Here is a 25,236-nt window from a genome sequence, read left to right as displayed (position 1 = left end):
TTTGAGCGACATCGCTTTTTAGATTTTATTACCAGGCAAACACCACTGTTCCGGTAACATTACTTACTTCAACATAAGATCCCCTTTCGTCATTTATTTCCTTGAATGGAATCCGTCCATTTTTCCAGGGGTAGCCGGCATTAAGAAATACCTGCAAATCTTCCTTCGTAGCAGCGTCCTGTGGATAAAACCTTAGGGTGCCATTCTTTAATCCGCTCACCTGGTACCGCTTTTCAATTCCCTTTTGACCTGAATGTAGCTCCTTAAAGGATAGCATACCAGACTCCTGCTCCACAAAAGCCCGGCACTCCCTGTGCCATGCGGTAGGCATGGTATATGTGGAATGGCCGTCCTCAAGTATCGTTTCCAGCCCCAACAGCAAAGGTGCCCCCTGCTCAAATCTAAAATACTGTTTAACGGTAGAATTCGGGTTATACCCCGAGAAAATAAAAGCATTGTCCGATCGGTTGATAGTCAGCACAGGATCTTTAATCGAAATACCCTGTCTCTCAACCTTGATGTTCATTCCAAATGCCGATAGCATCTTTCGAAGCAATTCAGGAACAATTACATATTCTTCCGGATCATCCGGGGTCAATAGCCTGCCTCCCGTAAAATCACTGGAGTTGGTCCCTCTAAAATACAAGACCTTGCCTCCTTCCCAGTCTGGATGGGTCCGAACCCAGGCCATGTCTCTTAACTGGCCCGATTGCTCCACATGAAGCAGTTTTCTTGAATATTCATCATCAGGATCATTCATTTTCGAACGAAAACCTCCGCCGGAAAACAAAGATCTATGGTTAATCAAATCAGGCGCATTTTCCTCCATAAGACCTTTATTTACGTTTGAAACCAACCGCATTTCACCCTCTAATGGATCTACGTTTGTAAGATTAATAAAATCCATAAATTCCCTGCTGGAATGATCCATTGGTCCAAATACAATAAGATTGCCTCCTTTTTTCACAAACTCCATTAAGGCTTGCTCGAGGGACGCATTTTCTTCCGGGGCGATGGTAATCAGTATGGATTCCGCAAACAGCCCGGGTTTTTTTACAATTGCTTCCTGAAAAGAATCCGTGGAAATGACGGTATTTAACGGCAGACCGGAATTGATCGCCTGCCGGATAAACCAATCTCCGTAATATACCTCCGGTAACCTTCCATCCTGATTTTTTGCCCAATCATGGTATTCGTCAAATGGGTACACCCAAACCAAAGGACCGGGAGATGTGGGCAGGTCATATCTGGCTTTTAAAATATGGGGAATCACTTCATCGGGTACCTGTGTAGGCATATTCCCATAGGTATCATCAATGCTCAGGAAATTCAGATGGGTGGGGACCCCCATTTCGCCATTTTCATCAATTCTTCCTACTGACATCGGCAGGTAAATGTCATGCGGTTCCCGTCCATACCTGTCGAGCCAAGGGCTATTGATCCACCAGGGGTCATGGGTGTAGTACCTAAAGGGAAACCTGGAATCAGGTAATTCAGCCATTCTGGACATGTATCCTGCCAACTCTAAGCCAAAATCTCCATCCAACGCTGCCCACGGAGAATTAGGCGGGGGTAGCATATTAAAACCTCCATCATAAATTCCCTTAAGATCTACCGCATCCCTGGCAAGGTCCGCACCTACCGAAAGATTTGTTCCACGGGTTTGAATGGGAAAATCCGGACATTCCTGACGAAAAAGCTTCCAGAATTCCAATACTTTTTCAGCGGCAGGGTTGAGCTTTTCTTCCTGAAAATCTTTCCCTGAAAAAATTGCCCCTGTGGCAGACCATCCTTCTGCTCCAAATCCGAACCCGTTGCTGAACCAGATATAATCAAAGCCTAAATCTGTAAGAAAATGTTGACTCTGCCGGCCAAAGAAAGTACCAAACGGTGTCTCGTCAGGAATACCATCAGGAAAGCCGGCGTAGGCTTCGGAATCACCTTCCAATACAGCATAACTGCTCACAAAAGTTTTGTGCCCCATGGCATTGCCACCCAATATTTCAGGGTGTTTTTCATATTTAAAAGGGGATTTGGCGAATTCCGGACCCGGATCAAAAGTGGCCCCCACCAGAATCGGTTTACCCGTAATCCTTCTACCTGCTTCTTTGAGGGATTTAACGATAAAAGCCAGGTCCCCATAGTTGAATTCCGGAGGATTTTCCCGATACAAAAGTGCTCTTTCATGAAGGGAGAGGTATTCTGGCCCAGATCCTACCTCATGTTCTGTATTGGGATTTCCCATATACATCGCCCATTCCAAAGGTTGAACCTTATTGCCCTTATAATCCAGTATTTCCGACCCGTCGCCGGTCCATAACATGACGGAAACGGTATCGGCATGCCGGAGTAAGGATTGCCATTGAGTAAACATTTCGGTTGCAACAACCTGAATATAGGCTTTTTCATTCAATTTAAAAGGCTTAAGGGAAGCCTCCAACGTAATGTTGTTGAACGGCTTTCCCTTAAGATTGTCCTGAGCGTTCATATGCCATGCAGTGAGCAGGCATACGAATAATAACCCGTACCTCTTGAATGTAGTCATCAGTACCCGGTGTTTTGTCCAAGGTCAGGATTGATGTCGATTTCCCTCAGAGGTATCGGCATCACCAAATTATGTTCCTCCACTGTAAAATTCATGTTATTTTGCTGAAAATACCCGTTCATAACCGGTAAAAGCCGGCCTGTTCTTACCAGATCGAACCAACGGTGTCCTTCAAGGAAAAATTCTACCCGTCTTTCCTGTTCCAATGCTAATGACAGCTCATCTGAGGACAGCCCTGATAAATCTTCCAAACCGGCACGATTCCGCACCTGATTCAGGTATTCCAATGATTCGCCGGTATTTACTGTTTGGTTAAGCGCCTCTGCGTACATCAATAATACGTCTGCATACCTAAGCGCAGTAAAATTTACACCTCCGTCTCCCTGTACTCCGGTCGTAAAATCGACAAATTTAAGTCCATACAGCTCATCTTCGTATTCCCCGGTGACCAGCAGTACAGAGTCACCTATGGAAGCAGCTCTCCTCAGATCGCCACTTTCATAGGCATCAGCCATATCGGGCGTAGGCAGTACCCGTCCGGAGCCTTGCATTTGATTGGGGAAAATATCCATATCAAAACGAGCAGGAGTAAAAATACTAGAGAAACCGTTGCCAACACCCAGGTTACCAGACATGAATTTAATTTCAAATATAGATTCATCCAAATCATCATTTCCCGGACTAAATAAGGTTTTGTAATCCTCGTTGAGGGTGTAGGCATTGCTATCAATCACTTCCTTCAGAATGCTGGCGGCTAAGTCATATTCCTGAGTAGTCAGGTAGACCTTCCCTAGCAAGGTTTTTGCCGCACCTGTTGAAGCCCGGGATTTTCCCTGTGCACTTGCTCCTTCTAAAAGAGTGGCTGCCTGGGAAAGATCCTGTTCTATAAGCGCATAAACTTCCTCAACAGGTTTTCGAGACATATCATACGAATTGATCGCTGCAGGACTCCTGAAAGCAACATCCACTACGGGAACCTGCCCAAAGGTCCTTACCAGGTGAAAGTAGCCGTATGCCCTTAAAAACAGTGCTTCTCCCCGGATCTGATCCTTTGCCGATGCACTCATTTCCACATCGTCCAACCGGGTGAGGATATTATTAGATCTGGACACGGTAGTAAAACACACTGACCAAACGGTATTCAGAAAGCCGTTGGCAGGCGTGAAATTTACTTCGTCCAATTCCACTTCCGAAACAGTGGGCGATGTCCATTGAATTTCAGCATTATCTGTAGTGAGTTCACCCAAATATACCAAAGCGGTGCTGTGAAGGTTTTGTAACCCAGAATAACTCCCAATTAAAGCAGTTTCGAAATCGTTGACATTTTGATAAAACGAGCCTTCACTGATCTGATGCTCAGGCTCCAATTCCAGAAAATCAGAACAAGCTGACATTAATATGCAGCAAACTATATATAAGCAATATCTTTTCATGACGTTCTTTTTAAGGTTATAGGGTTATTTTAAGACCAAGTGTATAGGTCCGTGGCAGCGGGTAGTTCAAATAGTCCAATCCAGCATTGACCACATTATTTCCCGTAGTGGTAGATTCCGGGTCGTATCCCGGATAGTCGGTCCAGGTGTAAAGATTGGCAATGTTGGCATACACATTTAATCTGGTTAGCTTGAACCTACTTACCAGATCCTGCGGCATTTCATATCCCAACATGACGTTTCTTAACCTCACAAATGAGGCATCGAATAGGAATTGGGAAGAAGTACCAAAACCATTGGCATAGTTGCTTCGGATGGCCCTGGGAATGATCCCATCGCCGGGATTTTCCTCTGATCTCCACCTCCTGTCCTGAATCGCCAACCCATTTTGCACACTATTGGACCCCATCAAGGAGCCACCAGACATCAAATAAGTTTGAGCGCCTTGTGACCCCACAAGTGAAACATTGAAGCTGAATGCCCCCAATCTGAAATTATTGTCCATTCCCCATACAAAATCTGGCCAGGGATCTCCTACTATTTTCCGGTCGTTTTGATTAATAACACCATTTCCGTCCACATCTTCAAACCTAAGATCGCCAGCTTGGGTTCTCGGATGAAACAACGCCGCACCATCCACCTCCTCACTTGTCATGAATACGCCTAGCTTGTTGATCAGGAAAAAACTGGACACAGGATATCCTACCTGAGTGACCTGAAAGGAGGAAGTAGATATTCTTCCACCGTCAGTTGCCAATTTTAATACTTTGTTTCTATTGGCTGTAAATGTAAAGTTACTGTTCCAACCAAAATTGGTTTGGTTGACATTAATGGTATTCAATCCCAACTCAAGCCCTTTGTTCTCAATATCCCCTATGTTTTGGGTAGAACTGGTAAACCCGGAAGCCGCCGGCAACTGCACCGCCAGGAGCAAGTCTGTTTTGAGATCACGGTAAACGTCTGCTGTCAGATTTACCCTATCCTGAAATAATCCCAGATCCAATCCAAAGTTGGTTTGTCTGGATATTTCCCAGGTAAGGTCGTCATTGGCCAGGCTGCTTGGTACCAGCCCGGGAATCAAGCCGCTGTTGTTGATATACCGGGTAGTACTCAATAAACCAATATGGGTATAATTGCCGATCTGATTGTTACCCGAAATCCCATAACTGGCCCTGAGCTTCAAATTGCTAAGGAAATCGGCATTGCTCAGAAATTCCTCTTCGGAAATATTGTATCCTACCGAGAAGGATGGGAAAGACCCCCATTTGTAATTACTGCCAAACCGGGAGCTACCATCTCTTCTTACCGTAGCCGTAAACAAATACTTGTCATCGTGGGAATAATTGACCCTTGCCATTAGAGACAGCAACGACCATTCATTCAGAGTTTGGGTACCTGCATTTACAATACCGCCGGAAAGGTAGGTCACATAGTTGGTTGGAAAATCAGAAGCACCTGCAGAAAGCCGGTCGCTGCTGTTTTTCTGGGCTGTAAACCCGACTACTGCATTCAGCGAATGCCGGTTTTCTATAATCCGGTTATAAGTAAAGGTATTTTCATTCAGCCAGTTCAAATTCTCGATTTTGGTAGCGCCAGCAGTTGCAGGGTAGTTCAGGGAAGTATATAAAGGCACCGCGTTTGAGCGCCACAGGCGGGTACTGTTTGAACTGAAATTTACTCCGGCCGAGGTTCTGAACATCAGGTTTTCGGATATATCCACCTCGAGATAATTGTTGGTAAAAACATCCATCACTTTTCGTCTATCCTGGGTTCCTTCACTTACAGCCAGTACGTTGGCAAGAAAGCCCAGGCCATCTGTTACATCCGCCTGGTCAAAATAATAATTCCCTTCATCATCATAAACAGGAATTGTTGGTGATGCGGCCAGTGCATTTGAAAGAAGCCCTCCCTGTCCGTAATGAGATTCCGTATTGGCAAAACGCCCATACCCATAAGAACCGTATGTAGAGGTTCCCACGCGGATATTATCGGTGATCTGCGCATCAAAATTCACCCTCATGTTAAATCGGTTGTAATCAGAATTAACTACAATTCCTTCCTGAGAAAAATAGCCTGCCGATATAAAAAAGTTGGTATTGTCTGTCCCCCCTCTGGAAGAAAGCTGAATATTACTGACAGGAGCTGTCCTGAAAATGACATCCTGCCAGTCGGTATCCGTGGTAATGGATGAGGGGTTTCTGAACTCCGGCCTTACCCGTGTTGCCACACTTCTGACCTCATTGGGGTCATCAATGTTTCCTCCTGCAAATACCCAGGCGTTGTCTCTGCCATCTGCTACAAATTCTGCATACTGCTGCGCATTCATCATATCCAATTTGTTAGCCACTTCCTGGTAACCATGTGATATATCCAGGTTTATTTGTGCCTTTTCATAAGATCCTCTTTTGGTGGTAATAATGACCACTCCATTGGAGCCCCTTGAACCATAAATTGCCGTAGCAGAAGCATCCTTTAATATTTCGATGGACTCAATATCCGATGGATTGATGGAGGTGAGAGGGTTTATCCTGTTGGAAGTGTTGGACGCCATGTTTTCCGAAGAAAAGCTGGATCCGCCATAACCACTCATATCCGTATTGCCTCCACCATCGACCGGGTACCCGTCAATTACATATAGTGGTTGGTTCCCTCCCGTAATGGAACTTACGCCCCTTACCAGAATATTCACATTTCCACCTGGAGCACCTGTTGTTTGGTTGATCTGTACTCCGGGAACCTTTCCCTGCAACATTTGGTCAAAACTAACTGAGGAGGGCTGTAAAAACTCCTCTGATGTGATTCGGGAAATGGACCCACTCAAATCCTTTCTTCGTTGGGTACCATAGCCTACTACCACTACTTCATCCAGTTGTTTTTGATCAGTCCGCAATCGAATATTCACAATATTCTGGCTTCCAACCGGAACTTCCTCAGTAATGTACCCTACGTAAGAGAAGATCAAAACGGAATTGGTACTGCTTACGTCGATCTGAAATTCCCCATCAATGTCCGTCACAGTGCCGTTGGAGGTACCTTTCTCCAGTACGGTTACTCCCGGAATAGTGCTACCGTCTTCTGCGGCAGTCACTGTTCCGCTGATGTTCAGCCGATCAGAGACTTGCGCAAACAGGTTATAATGGCCGGGAAAGATCCCCAGGATCATTAGAACCACCGAAATTTTGAAAGCTGTTTTCATGGTATTTTGGTTTTGGTTATTTACTTGGTTTATGACACAATCACCGATTCGATCTGCAGGTAATTAGCGATTTTCTGAATGCTACTGGCATGATGTCCAATACCCAATGCGAAATGGTGGGTGGGTCCTTCTTTGACCCATTTGGTAAGAAAGGTCCGTACATCGGGTTTAAAGAATCCCCTGGTATTGGTATTCCCTGTCGGAGGAATGGGACCTTCCACCGATTCTCCTTCGGCCAATACAAATTTGAATTTCCCCTGGTAAGTTGAACTGATGCTCAGCATGGTAATGGGCCCCTCCTTGATCTTGAATTCTACCCCTGCACCAAAGCCAGGCTTACCGTGGTATTTCTTTAAACTCCGCAAGACTGGCTTCCCCTGAGCGATGGAGATATTGTGCGGACCATCATGCCCTACCAGTACAAAGTTTTCTTTAAAATCTACGGGATGAAACTCTGCAAAACTTCCTCCTATTCCCAGGCGGTCCATGATAAACATGGCCAGGCAGGTCTTTAAGTCAGATTCCCCACACATCGGAAAACCCGAACTGGTTAGCAGGGAATTGCCTACGATCAGGTTGGACATGACCAATTGGGTAGGGCTGTTGTCTTCCCCGTTATAATAGTAGGCTAAACCATCCAGCTCTTCTGCGGCAATGAATTTTTTCAGGGCCAGAGATGCCTTTGCAGCCACACTTAAGTCGGTTGGCTTTAACTTTTCGGAAATGGGGTCAGACACGGGGTCCGGCGTGTCGAAGAATGAAAGGATGCGTTTTTCTTCCTGGGTTACTTCCGCATCGCTCACCTTGTTGACATACTGGTGAACGATTTGATTGGCCTCACACTGCACCACATGTACACCAAAATGAGCAGTAAGCATGGTAGCATCCGTATGCATGTCCAACATGGCTTCTATGGGATGCCCTATATGGCCTATCCTGGCTGTTTTAAGCCCATGCAAAACTTTCGCAATCCGGCAATATTCTCCAATCAAAGCCTCTGCCTCCGGATCATCATGAAGTGTACCTATGATGACCTCCGGCACCTGTTTCCCAAACCTTACTGCCACTCCGGCAAATTCCGGAAGGGAACAGATATCGTCATTATACAATTGCATGTAGGTTGAGGCACGGGAATAGTCCATGGCTTTGTCCGGCTGCAGGGCAACCAGAACAATGGGGACCTCCATATTTTTGATAATTGTCCCAAAAGTGCTGGAAGTAGCATAGGTGAGCATGTCACAAAAAATCAAATCAAGATTAGCAGCTTTAAGTTTAGGCACCAAAGCATAGGCAGATTGGGCATTGTCTACCAGTCCAAAATCAACGGTTTCTACCTGATTCATTTCCAATTTTTCCAGGAATACCCGTTGTTTTTCCAAAAGATCTTCCAGTAGGCCTTCAAACTGAGCCCAATATTTAAAGTACCCTACGCCAAATACGCCTATTCTGGGTTTGGATTCCATGCGTCGTTCGAGCTGGTACCCACCGGCTACCTGGTTAACATCTTCCATTGGATTTTTCATTTTTCTATGTTTAAAAATTTCAATTTTTGTCCGTTATTCGTTTATGATCTTACCCATTTGCCCTTCTTTCCCAAATTCCATGGTAGCAATCCTTGGAATAAAGACCAGCAATATGATAAATGCCAGGGGATACATGATCCCCGAAACCAGCCATAAAGGCCCATAGGAGTAGTTTTGCGCCACCCAACCGATAACTGGATTGAGGATCATCCCGGCAACCGCTCCCGCAGTTCCAGAAAGTCCCACCACCGTGGAAGTGGCATATTTACCGAAAATGTCTGTTATAGCTGTTATGTAGTTGGTGATCCAGAAACCATGGGCAAGCATCATCAGGGACATGAGCAAAATGGCCACTTCTACCGAAGATACGGTGGAGATAAATGGGGCCACCAGCGTGAGGGCGGCAGCAAAACCCATGACCCATTTCCTGGCAGCATTAATTGACAAGTTCCTGGAAACCAACTTGTCCGAACACCATCCCCCCATGATATTAGAAAGTCCAAGAGCCAGGAAAGGAATCCAAAAGAGTTCACCTATCCTCTCAAAGGAAAGGTCCCGTTCCTGATTGAGGTATTTGGGTACCCAGAACATCAAAAAATAAAACACCGGGTCCAATAAAAAACGGATCAGTATAAATGCTTGTACTGTCCGGTTTTTAAGTAAATGAAGTAGCGGCACCTGAATGGGGCTTCCTACTTGTTTCCGTTCCCGCCGTGAAACGGCATACAGGCTTTTCTTCCAGGAAGGCGTAAACCAGGCAATTACCCAAACCACCCCTATGATTCCCGGAATGATAAAAGCCCAGCGCCATCCATATTGTCCGGATATCACTATGGTCAGGGGTGGAGCTACGACCGCTCCTATAGCCGCTCCTCCAATGGCAACTCCATTGGCAAGTGCCCGTTCTTTTTTATCAAACCATTCGTATACGGTTTTGGCTGCTCCGGGAAAACATCCTCCTTCTCCCATACCCAGTAAAAACCGAAATCCCAGTAAATGGTAAAAATTGCTCATGATGCCGTGAAGCGCACTGGCAAGTGACCACAGTCCTACAGACAAACCCAATCCTAACTTGCCACCAACCTTATCAATCAAGCGCCCACCTACCGTAAACATTAAGGCATAACTGATCAAAAACCCGGTATTGACCCAGCCATATTCGACATCAGAAATTTGCAACTCCTCCTGAATTTTAATGATCGTCATAGACAATACCTGCCTGTCAAGAAAATTCAAGCCTGTGGCTATAAACACCAGGATCAATATGTACCAGCGGATTTTTGGGTTCATTTACTTAACGCTCTAAGTTATAAAAACAATTATATGATCTTTGATTTAAAAAAACAAGAGCAAATGGTATTTTAACAATTTTATTGTGAAAATGCAGTGATAAACCTAATATTAATCTATTGTAAACATCTTCTCAAAATACATCCTAACGCACTATGTTAAATTAAATGAGTTAAAAACTTAATAGGGTTTTGGTAAGCAGGAAAATAAATACCCCTGGATCAGGTTTAGTAGCTAGAAAATCAAAAAATGATCATGCAAAAACCCCAGAGGAAAAATTAGTGAGAATAAAAATGGCTCAATTGACGGATCAAACCTTTTTTGTGCCAGAATGAACGATCTCATTGTATTCAGGATGGGCAATAATGGCAAATTTATATTTATCGCCCCGGTACATTGATTTCTCCAATTCCAGGACAGTCCCGGGTTGGCACAAAACCACACTATCCAAGACGAAAACCGGCAAAGCTTCCCTGACTTCAAAATTATTGGCCTGATCATCCGGGGGAAGGATAATGGTACTTAGGTTTTGTTTGATATCCGAAATTTTATGATTGTACTTGTCTTCGTACACCTTAAAATAAGAAAGGTCCGTTGAAAGCATGTTGATCCGAGGGCAAAGCTTTATGGATATATATTTGGTTTCATCTTTCAGCAATAAATCATCGGCATACCTTAATTGATGTACCTTCAATACCGGTCCTTCCATAATGTAGTGTTTTCCGCTAATCTCCGTCGAAATCCCATGATCCAGAATGGTCTTTTCCAACACAACCGTCTTTGGTTGGAAGCCTTCCACCTTCAGTCCTTCATCAAACCCTCTCCTGGTGGCATCTATGGAACCTAAAACCCTTAGCAAATGATGGTCTTCCGTTTTGTTTAACACAAAAGTCCCCTTCCCCTTTATGCGTTGGGCATAGCCTTTTGTCTCGATCAATTGAAGGCTTTTCCGGGCAGTGGTATTGCTGACAGCAAAAGTATGGATCAATTCATTTTCAGATGGGACTTTATCTCCGGGCAACAATTCCCCGGACCGAATCTTCTCAATTACCCAATCGCTGATCTTGACGAATTTTGGCTTCATTTATTTCTGATTTTTTCAATTGTTTAGCGGGTTTCCCTTCGCCCCGGAGCGCGCATGATTATTCCAGGCTCACCAATAGCTTTTTTCCCATTAAAGTCCCAAAATTAAATCAAAATGATATAAACCCTATGCTGAACCAAAAAAACATACCGGGAGCGGTAGCCATATTGTTTTTGAAACTACCTGGTAAATGTAAATTCAAAACATATACTATTTCAACCCTTAAGAAATATTTTAAAATTTTACCTACATCCGCCAAAAACGGCCGGAAGCCCTTTCATGAATTAAAATGATAAAACAACCTGAAATTACCTATAGGTTCTTAAATGCCATTTCTCCTTGAGCAGGCTTTTAATCAGGCAAGGGTCTTTCACTTTAGGTCCACATAAACCGAAGAAGTGGATTTATCCCAGGGCCTATATTCCTTGCAAGAGGATCCCCTTTGCGGATATTACCATAAAAAAGATCCCTTTTTTCGCCTATAGCCGGATAGGAAGCCAAAAACTTAAATCTTTTCTATAACCAATGGAAAAGGTTCGGTAAATTACCAATTCAGTGACCATTTCATTTACAAGATTTACATAAGACAGCATTAAATTGACACCCAATGGATAAGAAACCCAATCACCGTAGAAAATTCTTGAAGACAGCGGCCCTTACTGCCGGTATCTCATCGATGGGTATACTGTCTGTTAAAGGCCAGTCAATGCAGCACCCAGAAGTTCGGGAAAAGCTTCCACGGGAAGTATGGGTGGCAGGTATTTCGCAAACAGATATTTATGTGGATACGGCCGAAGAAATGTTTGAAAGGATTTTTGCCATAATGGAAAAAGTACTGGTGAACCAACCTGACATAATTTGCTTACCCGAAGTTTTTCATACCTCTAACGTGGCCAAAAAATACAGCCTTCCAGAGAAATTAGTCCTTTCCAATAACGTTTTGCCCCGCATGGCGGCTTTTGCTAAAGCTAACCGTTGTTACCTGGTGGTTGCGGTAAACACGGAGGAAAACGGCAATATATTTAATTCGGCCGTCCTATTAGATAGAAATGGGTCTCGTGTTGGTGAATACCGGAAGATCCACCTGACCGAAAATGAAATAAACAACGGACTTACACCCGGCCCGCTCGATCCGCCGGTATTCCAGACTGATTTCGGGAAAGTTGGCATACAGATCTGCTTTGATGTGATGTGGGATGATGGATGGAAAAAGCTGAAGGATAAGGGTGCTGAAATCGTTTTCTGGCCGTCTGCCTATGGAGGTGGCCAAAGCCTGCAGGCGAAAGCCTTACTCCATCGGTATGTACTTGCCACCAGCACCCGAAAAGGGAGTTCCAAACTCTGGGATATTACGGGCGGGGAGTTGGCTCAAACCGGGTCCTGGGAAAAAAATTGGTATTGTGCCCCTGTTAACCTGGAAAAAGCATTTTTACATACCTGGCCTTTTGTTCAGCATTTTGATAAAATCAGGGAGAAATATGGGCGGAATATTCGCATTACTAACTTTCACGAAGAAGAATGGTCAATAATTGAAAGTTTATCCCCGGAAATCTTAATTGCCGATATCCTGAAAGAATTTAACCTGAAAACCTACGACCAACACCGGCATGATTCTGAAATGGCTCAAATCAAAGCCAGAAATTCAATGACGTTGAAAAAAGCTAACTGATCTGTTAAACCAACTTCTTTGTAAACATTTTGAAAAATGAATCTTGCAGTTAATTATTAAGAAACGTTCTCCCTGGCTTTGGTTTGTTTTTTACCCAGCCATATGGTAGTGTTTCTTAGTTCTGCCATTCCGAGACCTAATATTTTAAAAAACGCAGAAATCGGGATGACGAAGAGGTTTTTGGAATATGTAGGAATTTAGGGATGTTCGTTGTATCAGGATTTAAAATTAGCTATATGGGAAAATAAATATCTCATTGGTAATTTAAAATAGAACCAGAAAAAGACATTCTGAAACGCACTAAAATGACCAACTTATTAAAATGCTAGTCCACTTTCTTTATTAAAAGGACCCAGTCTTCAATGGAAGGAGCTACAAATTTTTGCTGGCCGCCAGTTATCCGGCCACTTCGTACCCAGGAACCAGTATCCGGATCAAACCAAAGTATTTGATAAGTACCATTCTCCAGTAAAAATTCAACCTCAGGAACCTCTGCAGCAGGGAAATCCGTCCCCGGGTTTTCTCCCGATGGATTTGCCAAATAAATAATCATATTCTCCTTGTCCCGAATAACTTTGTATTTAAAAGGCACATTGCCCACCAGGGCATCATCAGGCTGCATCCCTGCCAGATCGATGCCTGCAGTAGAAAAGAATCGATGGATATGCCGGAAATCATGCCCGCCCTGGAAAAGAATACCCCTTTTATTGGCATCAAAATATCCGGAAACACCCTTTTCCATCCCTTCAAATGGAATGTAATCGTTACTCATCTGGCCACGGGGCCCAATATTGTGTCCACCATAGGCCTCATAGGTCCTCAATCCCCCATAGGTCGCATGCCCTCCTGAAAGAAGGGAAGCCCACATCAGTCTTCTGAAAAAATAACGCCTGTGAGCAGCAGGACGATACAGTTCGTACCGGTCCTCATCATTAACAATGGGTTGCCTAATTTTTTCACGGTACTCCAGAATTTTTAATCCAGCTACCTGATCCAGATCCTCCAGCGTTACAAAATCAGACCAGGGCTCCTGTGCAAAATCATAGCCTTTAAACCGTGACTGGTGATTGGTAAGCAAGGTTCCCCAGGGTTCTCTGGCAGCCATGTCTCTGCCAATTAAATTAATGGTTTCAAAATGAACCTCTCTTCCGGATAAACTATCCTTAGTTACGATGACCATGTCGTTTGACATGGTCCATTGGATGTTGGGAAAGGAGGACCAACGGGCCTGGGCATACTGGGCGACTTTGAGGGCGGCTGGATTTCCCGATGCATAGCTGTTGATAAGATCGGCATCTTCGGCATAGGGAATCAATTGCAATACCATATGGGGGTGATTTTCCAGGGTGTATATTATCCGGCGTTCTATTTCCCGCCAATAATTGAGGGCGATGGTTTTGCCATCTCCCTCAAAAAGATCACTTACTGCAGACCGTTCCATAGCAAACCAGGTTCGGATTTTCGTTGCGCCCATTTCACTTGCCTGGTCGATGTATTCCTTCCAAAGCGGTTCTGAAGCTACGACAAATCTGTAGCCGGTATCCCCGATATGCAGAAACCAATCTCCGTTATGATAAGCGAATTGATACGGATCCCCGGGATGAACTATCAACTTCCCTTTCAGCTTAGAGGGCAGTACTTCAAATGATCCGGACAAGCCATCCATGGCCGGGTCATTGGACTCGGACTCCCATGTCCAGGTTCCTGTTTCCCTGCAATAGGCTCTCGCCTTAAACAATGATCCACCATCATTAAACCCGTCTACCGTAACGATGCTACCTCCAGGTAATTTAAAAATAAGTTTCAGATCCAATTCATTGAAGGGATCTTTCCCTTTTTCGGAAGTGTGGAAACTCAATTCGTACACGCCATATTGAAGTGCCTGTTTCGAGTCTCTTTCAATGACGTTTTGGCCCGCACAGTGGATGCCATACGAAAAGAAAATAGCGATAAATAGATAAAAAGCGATTATTGGTTTCATGGGAATACCTGCCTGATTAAACACATAGATACTTCAACTGAAATGGCCAAAGCAATATCGAATTAAAACAAATTCACGAGATTTTCCTAAATCAGGGCTCATCTAATCGAAGCAGGGTTAATTACGAATTATGTCTGAATCAGGAAAGATTCGGCGCTAAAAGATTTACTCTTATTTTGGACGGGAGAAAATCAGTTCGTCGACTTCAGGATTCAGTTCAACCTCTTGCTAGGTGAGACTTTGGACAGTTTGACCACTCACGCTCACTACTGTAAAATGAGGAATCATTATGCCATTCCCTTCCTGATAATCGCTCAGAAAAGTTTCGATGAATTGCCCCTTCATCAGGCCTGTCGCCGCTTCTGACCTCGGCTTGACAGGCACGAAATATTCTTTGTCAAAGTAGTAATAGACTACTTCCCCATTTTCTTTTTTCAGTCTGATCTCATAGGTGGGGTACACCATCTACTTCACTGCTGCCTAAAAATTCAACGATATGCCCTTTTTTTGCATAGTCGATGAAATCGCCTTCAAAATTGCTTTTTACCATACTTTCCGCCATTTCGTATGGCATGGACTATGGATCAGGGCCGGTTTGCAGGGGAAACAACCACCAGGCGTCTTCTCCATCATATGCCTGAATCATGGACTGACCCTGAATGTCTACCTTCGCTCGCTGTTTATTGGGTCTGGCCTGGGTATTTACTCCCAAAAATTCCATTCCCTGCATGTGCATCAAACCTTTCATCCGCATCGTAGTAAGCTTCCTCCAGTTTTCGATACCTCCTGTGTTTTCAAAATAGTGAGCCAGTAAATCATCGACTGTAATGTCCTGTGCCTTTAAATCCAGCCGAAAGAATAAGTAAGGATAAACTCAGCATTCGGTAGTTGAATTAATAATTAAACGACCGTCTAGTTCAGTAGAAGGAAACAAAGGGTATATTTTGAAGGGGAGCCTTCTCTGCCACTCAGCCCACATTCCAAAGCATATCAATTTAGGCATATGAAGGAGGATCAACAAACTAAGCATATTCGGAAAGAAGAAGGCCTGTTGGATATTTAGGGACCTATTCGAAACATAATATTATTTTTAGATCAGCAATAATAGTTGCCACTGTCGGTAAACCATCCCTTTAATTCTAGTTTATACTTCATATGACGCTAGAATAACAAATTAAAAAAACAAAAGATTAAACCCTGATTTGAAAACATTTGAAAAGTCACATTATTGAACTAACTTAATCTTAAAGATTCTGTAGTTCACCTATATAATCCAAGATAAGTTTTGCCTCCTTTATTGAGTCAATATTCAATGGCTACAGACCAAGCAAAATATTCCTTGAACTTTTGGTTATTGACGTTAGGTCTGGCTGTAACCAAAATCCTGTTTACCCTTCGACCGGAAATAAACTTATTTACCGAAGAAGCGCACTATTGGTTATGGTCGCGTAAAATGGCATGGCATTATTATTCGAAACCCCCTTTAGTAGCGGTTCTAAATTTACTTAGTACCTCTCTTATGGGTCATACGGAGATTGCTGTTCGTCTCAATGCGATTCTAAGTGGTATAGGAGTCGCATGGATTACGTTTCTTTTTGGATCTTACCTTTATTCAAAGAAAGTTGGCTTCTGGTCTGCAGCAGTCATTCAGGGCATGCCATTCTGGTGGCTGGCCTCCACATTTCATGTGACGGATTCATCCCTTACCTTTTTTTGGATTTTGACTATCTATTTTTCTTATAGAGCAATTAAGGAAGAAAAAAAGGGATGGTGGGTTGCTGCTGGTATTGCTACTGCTGCGGGGTTAATGGCAAAATTGGTGATGGCACTGATATACCCAGCGCTTTTTTTGTTTTTGTTTTACAATAAAAAATGGAATTCTCAACAAGTAAATTTTCTTATTTTTTTTTCGATAAGCAGTTTGGGCTTGGTCCCTTTAGTAATCTGGAACTGGCAAAACCATTTCGATACTTTCAAACATTTAGCAGCATTAGCCGGGGCTGATGGTATCGACCTTAAACACTTTGAAATAACTGATGCTGTAAATCGATTTATCATCTATTCGAACGAGCAATTAGCTATTATATCTTTATTATTACTACCGTCCTGGCTGGGAATGATATATTTTATTTTAAGAAAAAAGAATGCTGTTTTGGCATTTCTCGTTGCACCTGGTATATCAGCATTTTTGTTGTTTGCATGCCTGAGCTTAATTGACAAAGTAAATATTAACTGGCCAGCATTTGCCTATTGTGGATTTGCAATCGCTCTGGGGAAATGGATGGAACTGCAAACCAAGAGCTGGAATGTAATCAGCAAATGGGGTATTTTCCTTAGTATTGGTTTACCTGTTATATTCTTACTTCCGGATTTCGCGAAAATGAAGTCAAATAAGCATTTCCGAATAAAGGAACAAAAGGTGATCGTTAGATTACTTGGCCATCGAAATTTGGCAGAAAGAATCGATTATCTTAAAGATAGTCTCGCTATTCGGGAAGAATTTATTTTTTCAGATTCCTACCATACAGCTTCAGAGCTTTCGTTTTACCTTTCGGGACATCCGCAAACCTATGTGTTGAATATGGGGTCTCGTAAAAACCAATTTGATCTGTGGAATGGAATGGAAAAATTTATCGGACAACAGAATACCGGAATCTTTGTAAGCTGGAATTTTGACTCAATGGAGGGGAGAGCCATCTTTCAACAACTAATTCACGAAGAATCTTTCCTTTCGACCTACCATGGTATTCCAAGACGGGCCGTGAAGATTCAAATATGGAAAAACTTATTGGAATACAGACCGAACATTCCTTCCTCTTACTAGTCCAAATTGCAGCTAATTGCTTATACCTAATTGATAATCTTTACGTTCTGTTTTTTAGTTTTAAGTTGACGTGTTGCAATTTTTCATTGGTTAAAAGGCTAGGGGCTGGTCTGAACGATGTTAATAACCTTCCTTAAATTGTAGTTGATCAAAAGGAATTGTCGAACAGGGAAAGCGTTCTGCCTCAGGCCTCGGTACCTGGTGTGGCAATCCATTTTTGGGTATTCCGTGTTATTCTATTACCCCAACAACTTTTTATGCCATTTTACTTCAGGTAGTGTCTTGCTGTAAGTACCATCCTGTATGCCAGTTTACAAAGTCGGAGGTAAAGCGTTTTTGAATTATCGTTCATGTAAAAAATGGGCCGAAAATCCGTATCGGACCTTAGCGTTCAGCATACAATTTCCGCCACCTATTCCTGCAACATGAGACCGCTATTATTGCGTGCAGGCATTTATCAAAATTTAATTAGACAACAGGTATTCATCGCCTATGTTTCCAGCCAAAACCGGGAGAACCAAATCCAATGATTGCAATTAAAATAAGCCTGTATATTATTTAACAAAGAAATTTTTGTGTTTTCTATTTCAAATACCCAAATAATTCCAGTAATTGAGCAACGATTTTGTCGGAGAATGCCTCTTGTACCCTACAGGTGAAAAATCAAGTTTCGTAGGCCCCAGTTTGTGTTGTTCGGGATTGGGCAGGTAGCCAAAGAGGCCATTGGCCTAGGGCCTTTCTTTTATATCCCACCATTCGTAAACGGTTTTCGGAGCTCCGGAAAAACAGCCTCCCTCTTCCATACCCGGTAAATGGTAAAGATTGACTCAGTCTTTTGAACTGACCATTGAATACTTTTCCAGGTATTCCTTCGGGGGCGTATGCCACTCGGAAAGCCTGCTGACATTGGTCCGGATACAGTGGTAAACGAAGTCGTAAAGCAGTTCGCTTATTTCATTTGGCACCTTTCTTTTTTCCCCTGACTCCAAAATCCCCCACTGCTCAGCCGCATTTTCTTTCTCTATCTCCAACATGGCAAAGCTTACCGGTAACCGTGCAGATCTGACGCGGTCCAGCTGATCCGGATAATCCCTCACCGCTCTTTCAGCCTTATCAAAAATACCATTATAGGCTATAATAAGGTCCGGTGTCAAGTAGGAATCCCTCTCCTGCAAAGGACCGCCGAAGATAGAAAGCTTTCGGCCAGTGAATCCCTGATTGTGCTCATGCATCAAATTGATATAGGCCTTGATATGCCCGGCAGCCTGCCCGTAATAGGCCAGTAAGAATTCCGTCATTTCTTTCTCCAGGTCTATTTCCGGATCATTGACCAATCTAGTAAGTAAATAGGCTCTTAACGCAGCAAATTCCCCACCGGATTGGATATTCCCTTGCTCAAATACTGCACTTACCCGGTTTTCCTTGAGAAACCTGATATTGGGCTGCAGGGTGCGCAGGTTTGGAAAGGGGGAAAGCAGGTTTGAAAACTGAATGGTGTAATCCCAGACCAGAATATTATCTGTCAACTTACCCCAGCCCTTCAAGTCATCGCTGAAAGCCCTGTCTCCCGTTTCTAGAGGTTCATTACGCGTACTTTCTATGCTGCAAAGCATGATATTTACATTTTTTGCAGGCACCAAATCCTTAGGAGGTACCCGGGTATATTGGTAGGCCAGGGTAGAAATAATTTTATCCGGAAACCGCTCTGCCACTTTATTGACAAAGGTAAGCATGGAGCCCATTCCCAGGGCAGGATATTCACTTCCATGTGTTTCGTAAAGCTTTTCCTCCGGTGCGAAAGCAGCATGTTGGGCATCCAAAGCAGCACAATGTTCACAGCGGCAGTAATTGACATTGTCGTTTTGGCTTACCGACCAGTATTTTGCACCGGGATTCTGTTCAATTGCCTTTTGCAGGTTTTTACAGACGATTTCCAATACCTCAGGATTGGTAAGACAAAGCTGTGCCTCAGGCTGTACACTCTTTCCATCCCAGGAAGGAACCAGACCGGAGTGTCGTTTGCCCTCATAATAGCTGAAATATTCCGGGTGGGACTCCCCATAATCTTTTGGATCCAGAAGTTGGTGAAAGGTATGCACCCAATATCCCCAGGCTGTGGGAGAGGACCCTTTGCCGGAAAAGGAATGCAGTCTGTGCCAATCCATGAATTCAGGATCATAAACATCCTGATAAAACACCTCCCTGAAAGAAAACACCGGAACCTCCAGCTCATTTATCTGTTCCAGGTGGATGGTAGATTGCCGTGGAATATGATCCACTTTGGAGGTATACTTCCTACAGCCCAAATAATTTTCCAAAAAGGCATAAACCCCATAGATAACCCCTTTCTCCGGCCCGCCAAGGATGATTAGTTTCTTGCCCCGGGTCCCAATATAATGACCTTCCGGACCAAGTGCTTCAAGGGATATACCTTTTACCTCTGGTCTGTTTACATTTCCAATGAGGATTTCTAAGTCGGAAACACCTTCATCATCGTGATTTACCGGAATAATAGCATCCGAAATGCGTTGCAAATAATCCTGCAAAACCATGCCCGCCTGAATTTCCTGAACAGCTGCATCCTCGGGAAGCACGATTTGGTATCCGCTATTTCCTTTCTCCACCAAATTCAAATCCTGAGCCAGGGACAAAGGTCCGGAATAAACAGCCACAAGCAGGTAAATGACTGCAGTAAGAGTTACTTTTGCATACATGACAAATTGGGTTTACGTTTATTGAAAAGAAAGCAGGGACCTTGCCTCAAGGACTTAGACTGTCAAAATAGGTTACCGCATGCCTTACATCCTTCAGGTTATCCTCCATATTATGCTCACACTCCACATAGACCTCCCCATCAAATCCCTGCCTACCGAGTTCGGCAACCACCGCTTCGAAATCAATGATCCCCTCGCCCACCATCCTGTCTTTGGCAGATTGCCCATAAGCATCCAGGTCTTTGAGATGAATACTCATCAGGTGACCGTCGAGCTTTTTTAAACTTTCCACGGGATTAAGTCCGCTTCTGACCCAATGCCCCAAATCTCCACAAGCACCGAAATTGGAGTGGTTTTTGATCGCTGACAATACCGAATCCGGATGCCAGTAAATACTTCCGGCCTCTTTGGAATGCTGGTGAAGCGCAACTTTAATTCTGAACTCTCCAGCAAGCTCATCCACCAGATCCCAGTGGGCTCTTTTCGGTTCTGTGACCAGGTATTGGACCTTCAAGGATTTGGCCAGTTCAAAGGCTTTGCGCCAATCGGCTTCAGTCTGTGCTGTTCCTACGTACATGGATTTCATTTTTAATCCCTTATCCCGCAATAGCATTTTTACTGTTTTTGCCTCTGAGGGGCTAAGATCGGTCATGGCTTTGTCGCCAAAATCGTTACCCATTTTATGAAAATCAAAGCCTTCTACGTAAGTTACTCCGGCAGCTTTCGCTTTTTCTAACGAACTGGAAAAAGGAAATCTGTTAAAGGAATACAAGGCTACGCCCATGTGCCAGTCGCTCTTTTTCAGCGACAGTTCGCGAACAGGGCTTTTTACCATGCTGGCCATACCCAGCAAGAGTACCGGTAAGGCTATGAATAACCACTTTTTCTTTCCCATAGTATGTTTATTTTACTTTTGATGTGTTTTTACTTCATTTACCTGAATGGGTTGGTACCCCATTCGTACCTTTTGCCTAAGTCAAAATCAGGATTAGGAACCGGGTTTTGGGCGTTGGTTTCTGTTTGCCATTTTTTTAATGCTGACTTCATTTCAGCCAACTTTTCAAGATAACTAAATTTAAGGTCAGTCATTTCGTTGACATCGTACCGCAGGTTATACAAGTCAAACTCTCCGGAAACCAGGTTTTCTATGATTTTCCAGGAGCCTTTTCTCAAAGCCGACATGGGCTGCTCGTGATGGTACACGGGATAATGGGTGAACACTTCCCGCTCCGGGTCAAACCTGTTTTCTGTCAGAGGAGGTACCATAGAATATCCGTCAAGCACCTGATCTGGCGGTCGCTCACCCTTTCCCAGGTCCAAAAATGTAGGGTAAAAGTCTACGCTGGAAACAATTGCCTCAGAAGTACTCCCAGCTTCTACCTTTTCCGGCCAGCGAACGATCAACGGAACACGGACCCCTCCTTCATAAAGCGTTCCCTTCCCTGCCCGCAGCGGCGCATTGTTTGTGGCAATATAGCGAAGGGGATGACCTTCCGGATAAACGTCTTTGCTATCCCCTCCCAGGAGTGGGACATTGTCAAACCGGTTATCCACTCCTCCATTATCGGAATAGAAAATAAATAGGGTATTCTCCGCCAGGCCCATTTCATCAACGGCTTTCATGACAGCACCTACACTTTGGTCCACATGGGAAATCATCGCCGCATACACGGCATTGCTTGCATAATCCGGATCTTTCGGTTTGTTGAGAAATTTTTCAACCAGGTCCTTGTCTGCGTCCAACTGCACGTGCACATCGTAATGAGAGATAAAGAGAAAAAATGGATTTTCTTTATTCTCAGCAATGAAATCAACCCCCATGCTGGTGAGGGTTTCACTCAATCGGGCCCCTTCAGCAGACGTATACTCCGGAACAAATCGGGGCTGGTAGAAACCACCACCTGCATACATATACGCTTTATCATACCCCCTGTTTTGGGGCAAGTGTTCAGGGTTATTTCCCAAATGCCATTTGCCAAAATAACCGGTGGTATAGCCTGCCGATTGCATGGCATTCCCGATAGTAACAATCTTATCTGGCAGGTGCTGAACCTGATGGTGGGGAACGGTAACCTCTTCGTAAGGACGCCAATGACCGGGAATAAAGTCAAATATGCCTACTCTGGCAGGATATTGACCAGCTTGTATACTGGCCCGGGTTGGAGAACAAACCGGAGCCGCATAAGCGTTGTGAAACAGCATACCCTGACTGACCAATTTGTCAATATTGGGCGTCTCGTTGAATCGATTCCCATAGGCCGGCAGGTCTCTGCCGCCAAGGTCATCAGCCATAATCAGCACGATATTTGGCCGTTGTTGTGCCATTGCTGAAAAGGAAAGCAAAATAATGAAAATGGATAGAAAGGTTAATATCAGGTTTTTCATGGGCAGTAGTATATAATTCCGGAAAATTATCGTTAAACAAAAGAAATTTACTCCATCGTAAGTTATTTTGGTTTGCCAGGTTAAAGGGATATATGAAGCTATAAAAAGCAGGCTTGAGGTAATAGACCGTGTCGATTACCCAAGTACAAAACCCGCCAGTAATTTTTGTACTTCATAGACATCCACGGATTTATTAAACTTCTTACTTACCGCAGGCTGCGGATCACTGGAAATCCATATTTTTAATTCTGCATCCAAATCAAAAGTCCCGGCCGTCTCTATACTAAAGCGGGAAATGCTCTTATAAGGCAAGGAAAGGTATTCGGATTTTCTTCCCGTAATTCCTTGCTTGTCCACAAGGACCAGTCTCTTATTGGTAAAAATGAACGTATCTCTGAAAAGCTTAAACCCCGTTTCTATTTGCTCTTCTGCAGTCAGTATTCTTCCATAATCCCTTTGGAGGGTTTCTTTATTGACTGCACCTGCATTCCCTAATATTGAATTGAATATTCCCATAACCTTGGTTACCAGCTTATCTGTTTAGATTTAATTTACAAGAATAAATCTACTCATTTTTATGTGGAAAACTGTTTTCTCAAGGTATAATAACTGATTTTACCACTTGCCTTTCTTTAGTAGTTGGAAATACTGGGAAAATCGTGAAAAATTTGAGATAGGAAAATATCAGAAATTGGGAAATTCGGGGATAATACCTTGTTATCCCGTTTTGAAAAGATTCGGCCAGGGATGGAAAACGTAATACTTTTTCCCTTTTTCGTATAGTTCCTTTCAACTAGCCAAGCTTATTTCTGAGAATCATAGCCCAAAACGTCTAAATTGAGGCTTGAATAATTTCTAAGCAGGCCCTAAATTCAAGAAGGAGGAAAGTACCGGAGGATCAATTTAATTCACCTTATTTGTTTAAATTTTTCTCTAATCGACTTGTCATTTTATTAAAAAACATACGGACAAAATTTGGAGAAACCATAAATACAGAGGGAATACAAATTAGAAATAATATAAAATGTTGGTGGAATTGAAATAGTTTGGGATAATAGTCGGTGATAATCACTACTGCTAAAATAAAAAAGATGGGTAAAAATACTTTTTTATTCCGGCTAAAAAAAAGTTGGAAATTTTCTGAAAGTTGGTTTGTGTTGTCGAAATAAAAATAAATTAAATATGGCAAGAAAACCAGTACGTGTAGTGAAAAAGGAATATTTACAGTTAATAATACCCCTAGATGAAACATAGCTGCCATTCCAACGGCTCTCAAAAACACGGGAGACCAAAATATTGTAAATATAAAACCCAATTCGAATAATAAAGTACTGTAGTCTAACACTTTATAAATAAATAAATTGTTTATTTTTACAAACATTTCATTTAAGTACAAGGGATCTGCACCTGAATAATACCTTCTTAACATAAAACCAGCTGTGGTTGAGTAGGAAAGATCCAACCATCCTCCAATTAGTTTTGGCAATCCTGCAGTAAAATAACCCCACCCCAACAAAAATGAAAGAAAGGTTAATGGCCATCCCCTGGGTTCGATTTTTGTTGTCCTATTCATTATCGAATCGACTGAAAGTGCCCCTCCCCAATTGGTAAAGGCCATAATTACGGGGAAAATTACGGGGAAAATGTTATGATTAATTTTCCCGTAACTGTAGACATAAGTAAAACCAAAAAGTAAAAGTAATCCAAAAATTATTGATGATTCCTTCGTTCGAAATCCGACTAATAAAGAGGCAAAAACGATTCTTAACATCAAATCAAACGTCCACCAAAAATCACTTGATGTAATTGGCCCTATCAATAAAGAGAGCCCTACAGGTGGGTCAAAAAACACCAATTCAAAACTTGATATTTCAATAAATTGCGGAAGGTCAAAAATAAAAAAACCAAGACAAAATAAAATTCTGGTTAGGCCTAGCTGAAAAAAGGTAGGCTTCCATGTATTTTTAAGCCAATTGGTAATTTTCTCGTTAATTAGTTTTACGGTCATCAAATGAAAATGCTTTTTGTCTAACAATTTCCCTATACTGAAACCCATCCACCAGGTGATAATATTCTTTGTACTCGTTGACAATAAAGCCAGTAACCTTGTCCGATTTAAATGGTCTCCTTTTAAACATGAGTTTAGGTATTTCTTTTTCTGCTCCTCCAATTACGTTATTGGTTGTCCATTTTTTTAGTGTTGCATGGACTTTTACTCCACCTGGAATCAATGATATTATTCTTCGCTTTTGTTTTTTTGACTCTTCCAGGTTTGTTCCTGCCTGATTGAAAAAAATAAAATGCATGTTATTTCTGTATCTAACTAAATTTTTTGGATTGAAAAGTTCCTGTAAATTCCCTTTCCACACCTCTTCGTCGTTGTTCAAATAAATAATCTCAAAATAACTGGCTGGTAAAAGCCCATCATTTATTCCACTTCTCGTAAAGGCAGGCATGTTTAAACTTGGATATGGCTCTCTTACCAACCTTGCAAATACCATCGATACTAAAAGAAAAATAACAGATCCATAGAAGACCAAAGTAATTTTATATTTCTTTATGAAGCTTTTCATATCGTTCGCCTTTTCCGAA

At 42.9% G+C, this 25,236-nt stretch carries 18 protein-coding genes; 2 read left to right on the top strand and 16 right to left on the bottom strand.

The window, feature by feature from the left end; genetic code table 11:
• Window positions 1–28 precede the first annotated feature (28 nt).
• The 6 genes from HUJ21_RS10775 to HUJ21_RS10750 form a co-directional block, all read right to left on the bottom strand.
• The gene (locus tag HUJ21_RS10775) at window positions 29–2,545 is read right to left on the bottom strand and encodes a hypothetical protein (RefSeq protein WP_291369634.1); all 2,517 of its coding nucleotides are present in this window, start codon (window positions 2,543–2,545) and stop codon (window positions 29–31) included.
• Complete coding sequence (locus tag HUJ21_RS10770) at window positions 2,545–3,939, bottom strand: RagB/SusD family nutrient uptake outer membrane protein (RefSeq protein ID WP_291369632.1); 1,395 nt, start codon at window positions 3,937–3,939, stop codon at window positions 2,545–2,547. The genes HUJ21_RS10775 and HUJ21_RS10770 overlap by 1 nt, the downstream gene beginning before the upstream one ends.
• A gap of 55 nt (window positions 3,940–3,994) precedes the next feature.
• Entirely contained in the window at window positions 3,995–7,174 is a 3,180-nt protein-coding gene (locus HUJ21_RS10765; RefSeq protein ID WP_291369630.1) for a TonB-dependent receptor, read from the bottom strand.
• A 29-nt stretch (window positions 7,175–7,203) separates the two neighbouring features.
• On the bottom strand, window positions 7,204–8,697 hold the full coding sequence (locus HUJ21_RS10760) for an L-fucose/L-arabinose isomerase family protein (RefSeq protein WP_291369628.1): 1,494 nt from the start codon (window positions 8,695–8,697) through the stop codon (window positions 7,204–7,206).
• Window positions 8,698–8,730: 33 nt separating this feature from the next.
• Entirely contained in the window at window positions 8,731–9,987 is a 1,257-nt protein-coding gene (locus HUJ21_RS10755) for an MFS transporter (RefSeq protein WP_291369626.1), read from the bottom strand.
• Window positions 9,988–10,297: 310 nt separating this feature from the next.
• On the bottom strand, window positions 10,298–11,071 hold the full coding sequence (locus HUJ21_RS10750; RefSeq protein ID WP_291369624.1) for a GntR family transcriptional regulator: 774 nt from the start codon (window positions 11,069–11,071) through the stop codon (window positions 10,298–10,300).
• A gap of 607 nt (window positions 11,072–11,678) precedes the next feature.
• Here HUJ21_RS10750 and HUJ21_RS10745 point away from each other — a divergent pair.
• On the top strand, window positions 11,679–12,740 hold the full coding sequence (locus HUJ21_RS10745; protein WP_291369622.1) for a carbon-nitrogen hydrolase family protein: 1,062 nt from the start codon (window positions 11,679–11,681) through the stop codon (window positions 12,738–12,740).
• A gap of 325 nt (window positions 12,741–13,065) precedes the next feature.
• Here the strand turns inward: HUJ21_RS10745 and HUJ21_RS10740 are convergent, their stop codons facing one another.
• From HUJ21_RS10740 to HUJ21_RS10725, 4 genes are all read right to left on the bottom strand, one after another.
• Entirely contained in the window at window positions 13,066–14,721 is a 1,656-nt protein-coding gene (locus tag HUJ21_RS10740; RefSeq protein WP_291369620.1) for a DUF5060 domain-containing protein, read from the bottom strand.
• Window positions 14,722–14,949: 228 nt separating this feature from the next.
• Window positions 14,950–15,186 carry a hypothetical protein gene (locus HUJ21_RS10735; protein ID WP_291369618.1) on the bottom strand — a complete coding sequence of 79 codons (237 nt, stop codon included), beginning with the start codon at window positions 15,184–15,186 and terminating at the stop codon, window positions 14,950–14,952.
• Window positions 15,167–15,295, bottom strand: a complete 129-nt coding sequence (locus HUJ21_RS10730; protein WP_291369616.1) for a hypothetical protein — start codon at window positions 15,293–15,295, stop codon at window positions 15,167–15,169. Before HUJ21_RS10730 ends, HUJ21_RS10735 begins: the two co-directional genes overlap by 20 nt.
• 3 nt (window positions 15,296–15,298) lie before the next feature.
• The gene (locus HUJ21_RS10725) at window positions 15,299–15,469 is read right to left on the bottom strand and encodes a hypothetical protein (protein ID WP_291369614.1); all 171 of its coding nucleotides are present in this window, start codon (window positions 15,467–15,469) and stop codon (window positions 15,299–15,301) included.
• Window positions 15,470–16,033: 564 nt separating this feature from the next.
• On the opposite strand from HUJ21_RS10725, the gene HUJ21_RS10720 reads away from it, so the two are divergent.
• Complete coding sequence (locus HUJ21_RS10720) at window positions 16,034–17,545, top strand: glycosyltransferase family 39 protein (protein ID WP_291369612.1); 1,512 nt, start codon at window positions 16,034–16,036, stop codon at window positions 17,543–17,545.
• A gap of 827 nt (window positions 17,546–18,372) precedes the next feature.
• On the opposite strand, the gene HUJ21_RS10715 is transcribed toward HUJ21_RS10720, so the two are convergent.
• The 6 genes from HUJ21_RS10715 to HUJ21_RS10690 form a co-directional block, all read right to left on the bottom strand.
• Window positions 18,373–20,259: a DUF4838 domain-containing protein gene (locus HUJ21_RS10715; RefSeq protein WP_291369610.1), complete on the bottom strand. Its 1,887-nt coding sequence runs from the start codon at window positions 20,257–20,259 to the stop codon at window positions 18,373–18,375.
• 46 nt (window positions 20,260–20,305) lie between these two features.
• Window positions 20,306–21,154: a sugar phosphate isomerase/epimerase gene (locus tag HUJ21_RS10710; RefSeq protein ID WP_291369608.1), complete on the bottom strand. Its 849-nt coding sequence runs from the start codon at window positions 21,152–21,154 to the stop codon at window positions 20,306–20,308.
• Between the two features lie 38 nt (window positions 21,155–21,192).
• Window positions 21,193–22,644 carry a sulfatase gene (locus HUJ21_RS10705; RefSeq protein WP_291369606.1) on the bottom strand — a complete coding sequence of 484 codons (1,452 nt, stop codon included), beginning with the start codon at window positions 22,642–22,644 and terminating at the stop codon, window positions 21,193–21,195.
• Between the two features lie 135 nt (window positions 22,645–22,779).
• Window positions 22,780–23,160, bottom strand: coding sequence for a PH domain-containing protein (locus HUJ21_RS10700; RefSeq protein ID WP_291369605.1), 381 nt, complete (start codon window positions 23,158–23,160; stop codon window positions 22,780–22,782).
• Window positions 23,161–23,557: 397 nt separating this feature from the next.
• Window positions 23,558–24,652: a restriction endonuclease subunit S gene (locus tag HUJ21_RS10695; protein WP_291369603.1), complete on the bottom strand. Its 1,095-nt coding sequence runs from the start codon at window positions 24,650–24,652 to the stop codon at window positions 23,558–23,560.
• On the bottom strand, window positions 24,633–25,217 hold the full coding sequence (locus HUJ21_RS10690) for a hypothetical protein (RefSeq protein WP_291369601.1): 585 nt from the start codon (window positions 25,215–25,217) through the stop codon (window positions 24,633–24,635). Before HUJ21_RS10690 ends, HUJ21_RS10695 begins: the two co-directional genes overlap by 20 nt.
• Between the last annotated feature and the right edge of the window lie 19 nt (window positions 25,218–25,236).

Source organism: Cyclobacterium sp. (assembly GCF_014762705.1).
Taxonomy (GTDB): domain Bacteria; phylum Bacteroidota; class Bacteroidia; order Cytophagales; family Cyclobacteriaceae; genus Cyclobacterium.
The sequence above is the reverse complement of the archived record's forward strand: the minus strand, read 5'-3'. Positions and strand labels throughout refer to the sequence as shown.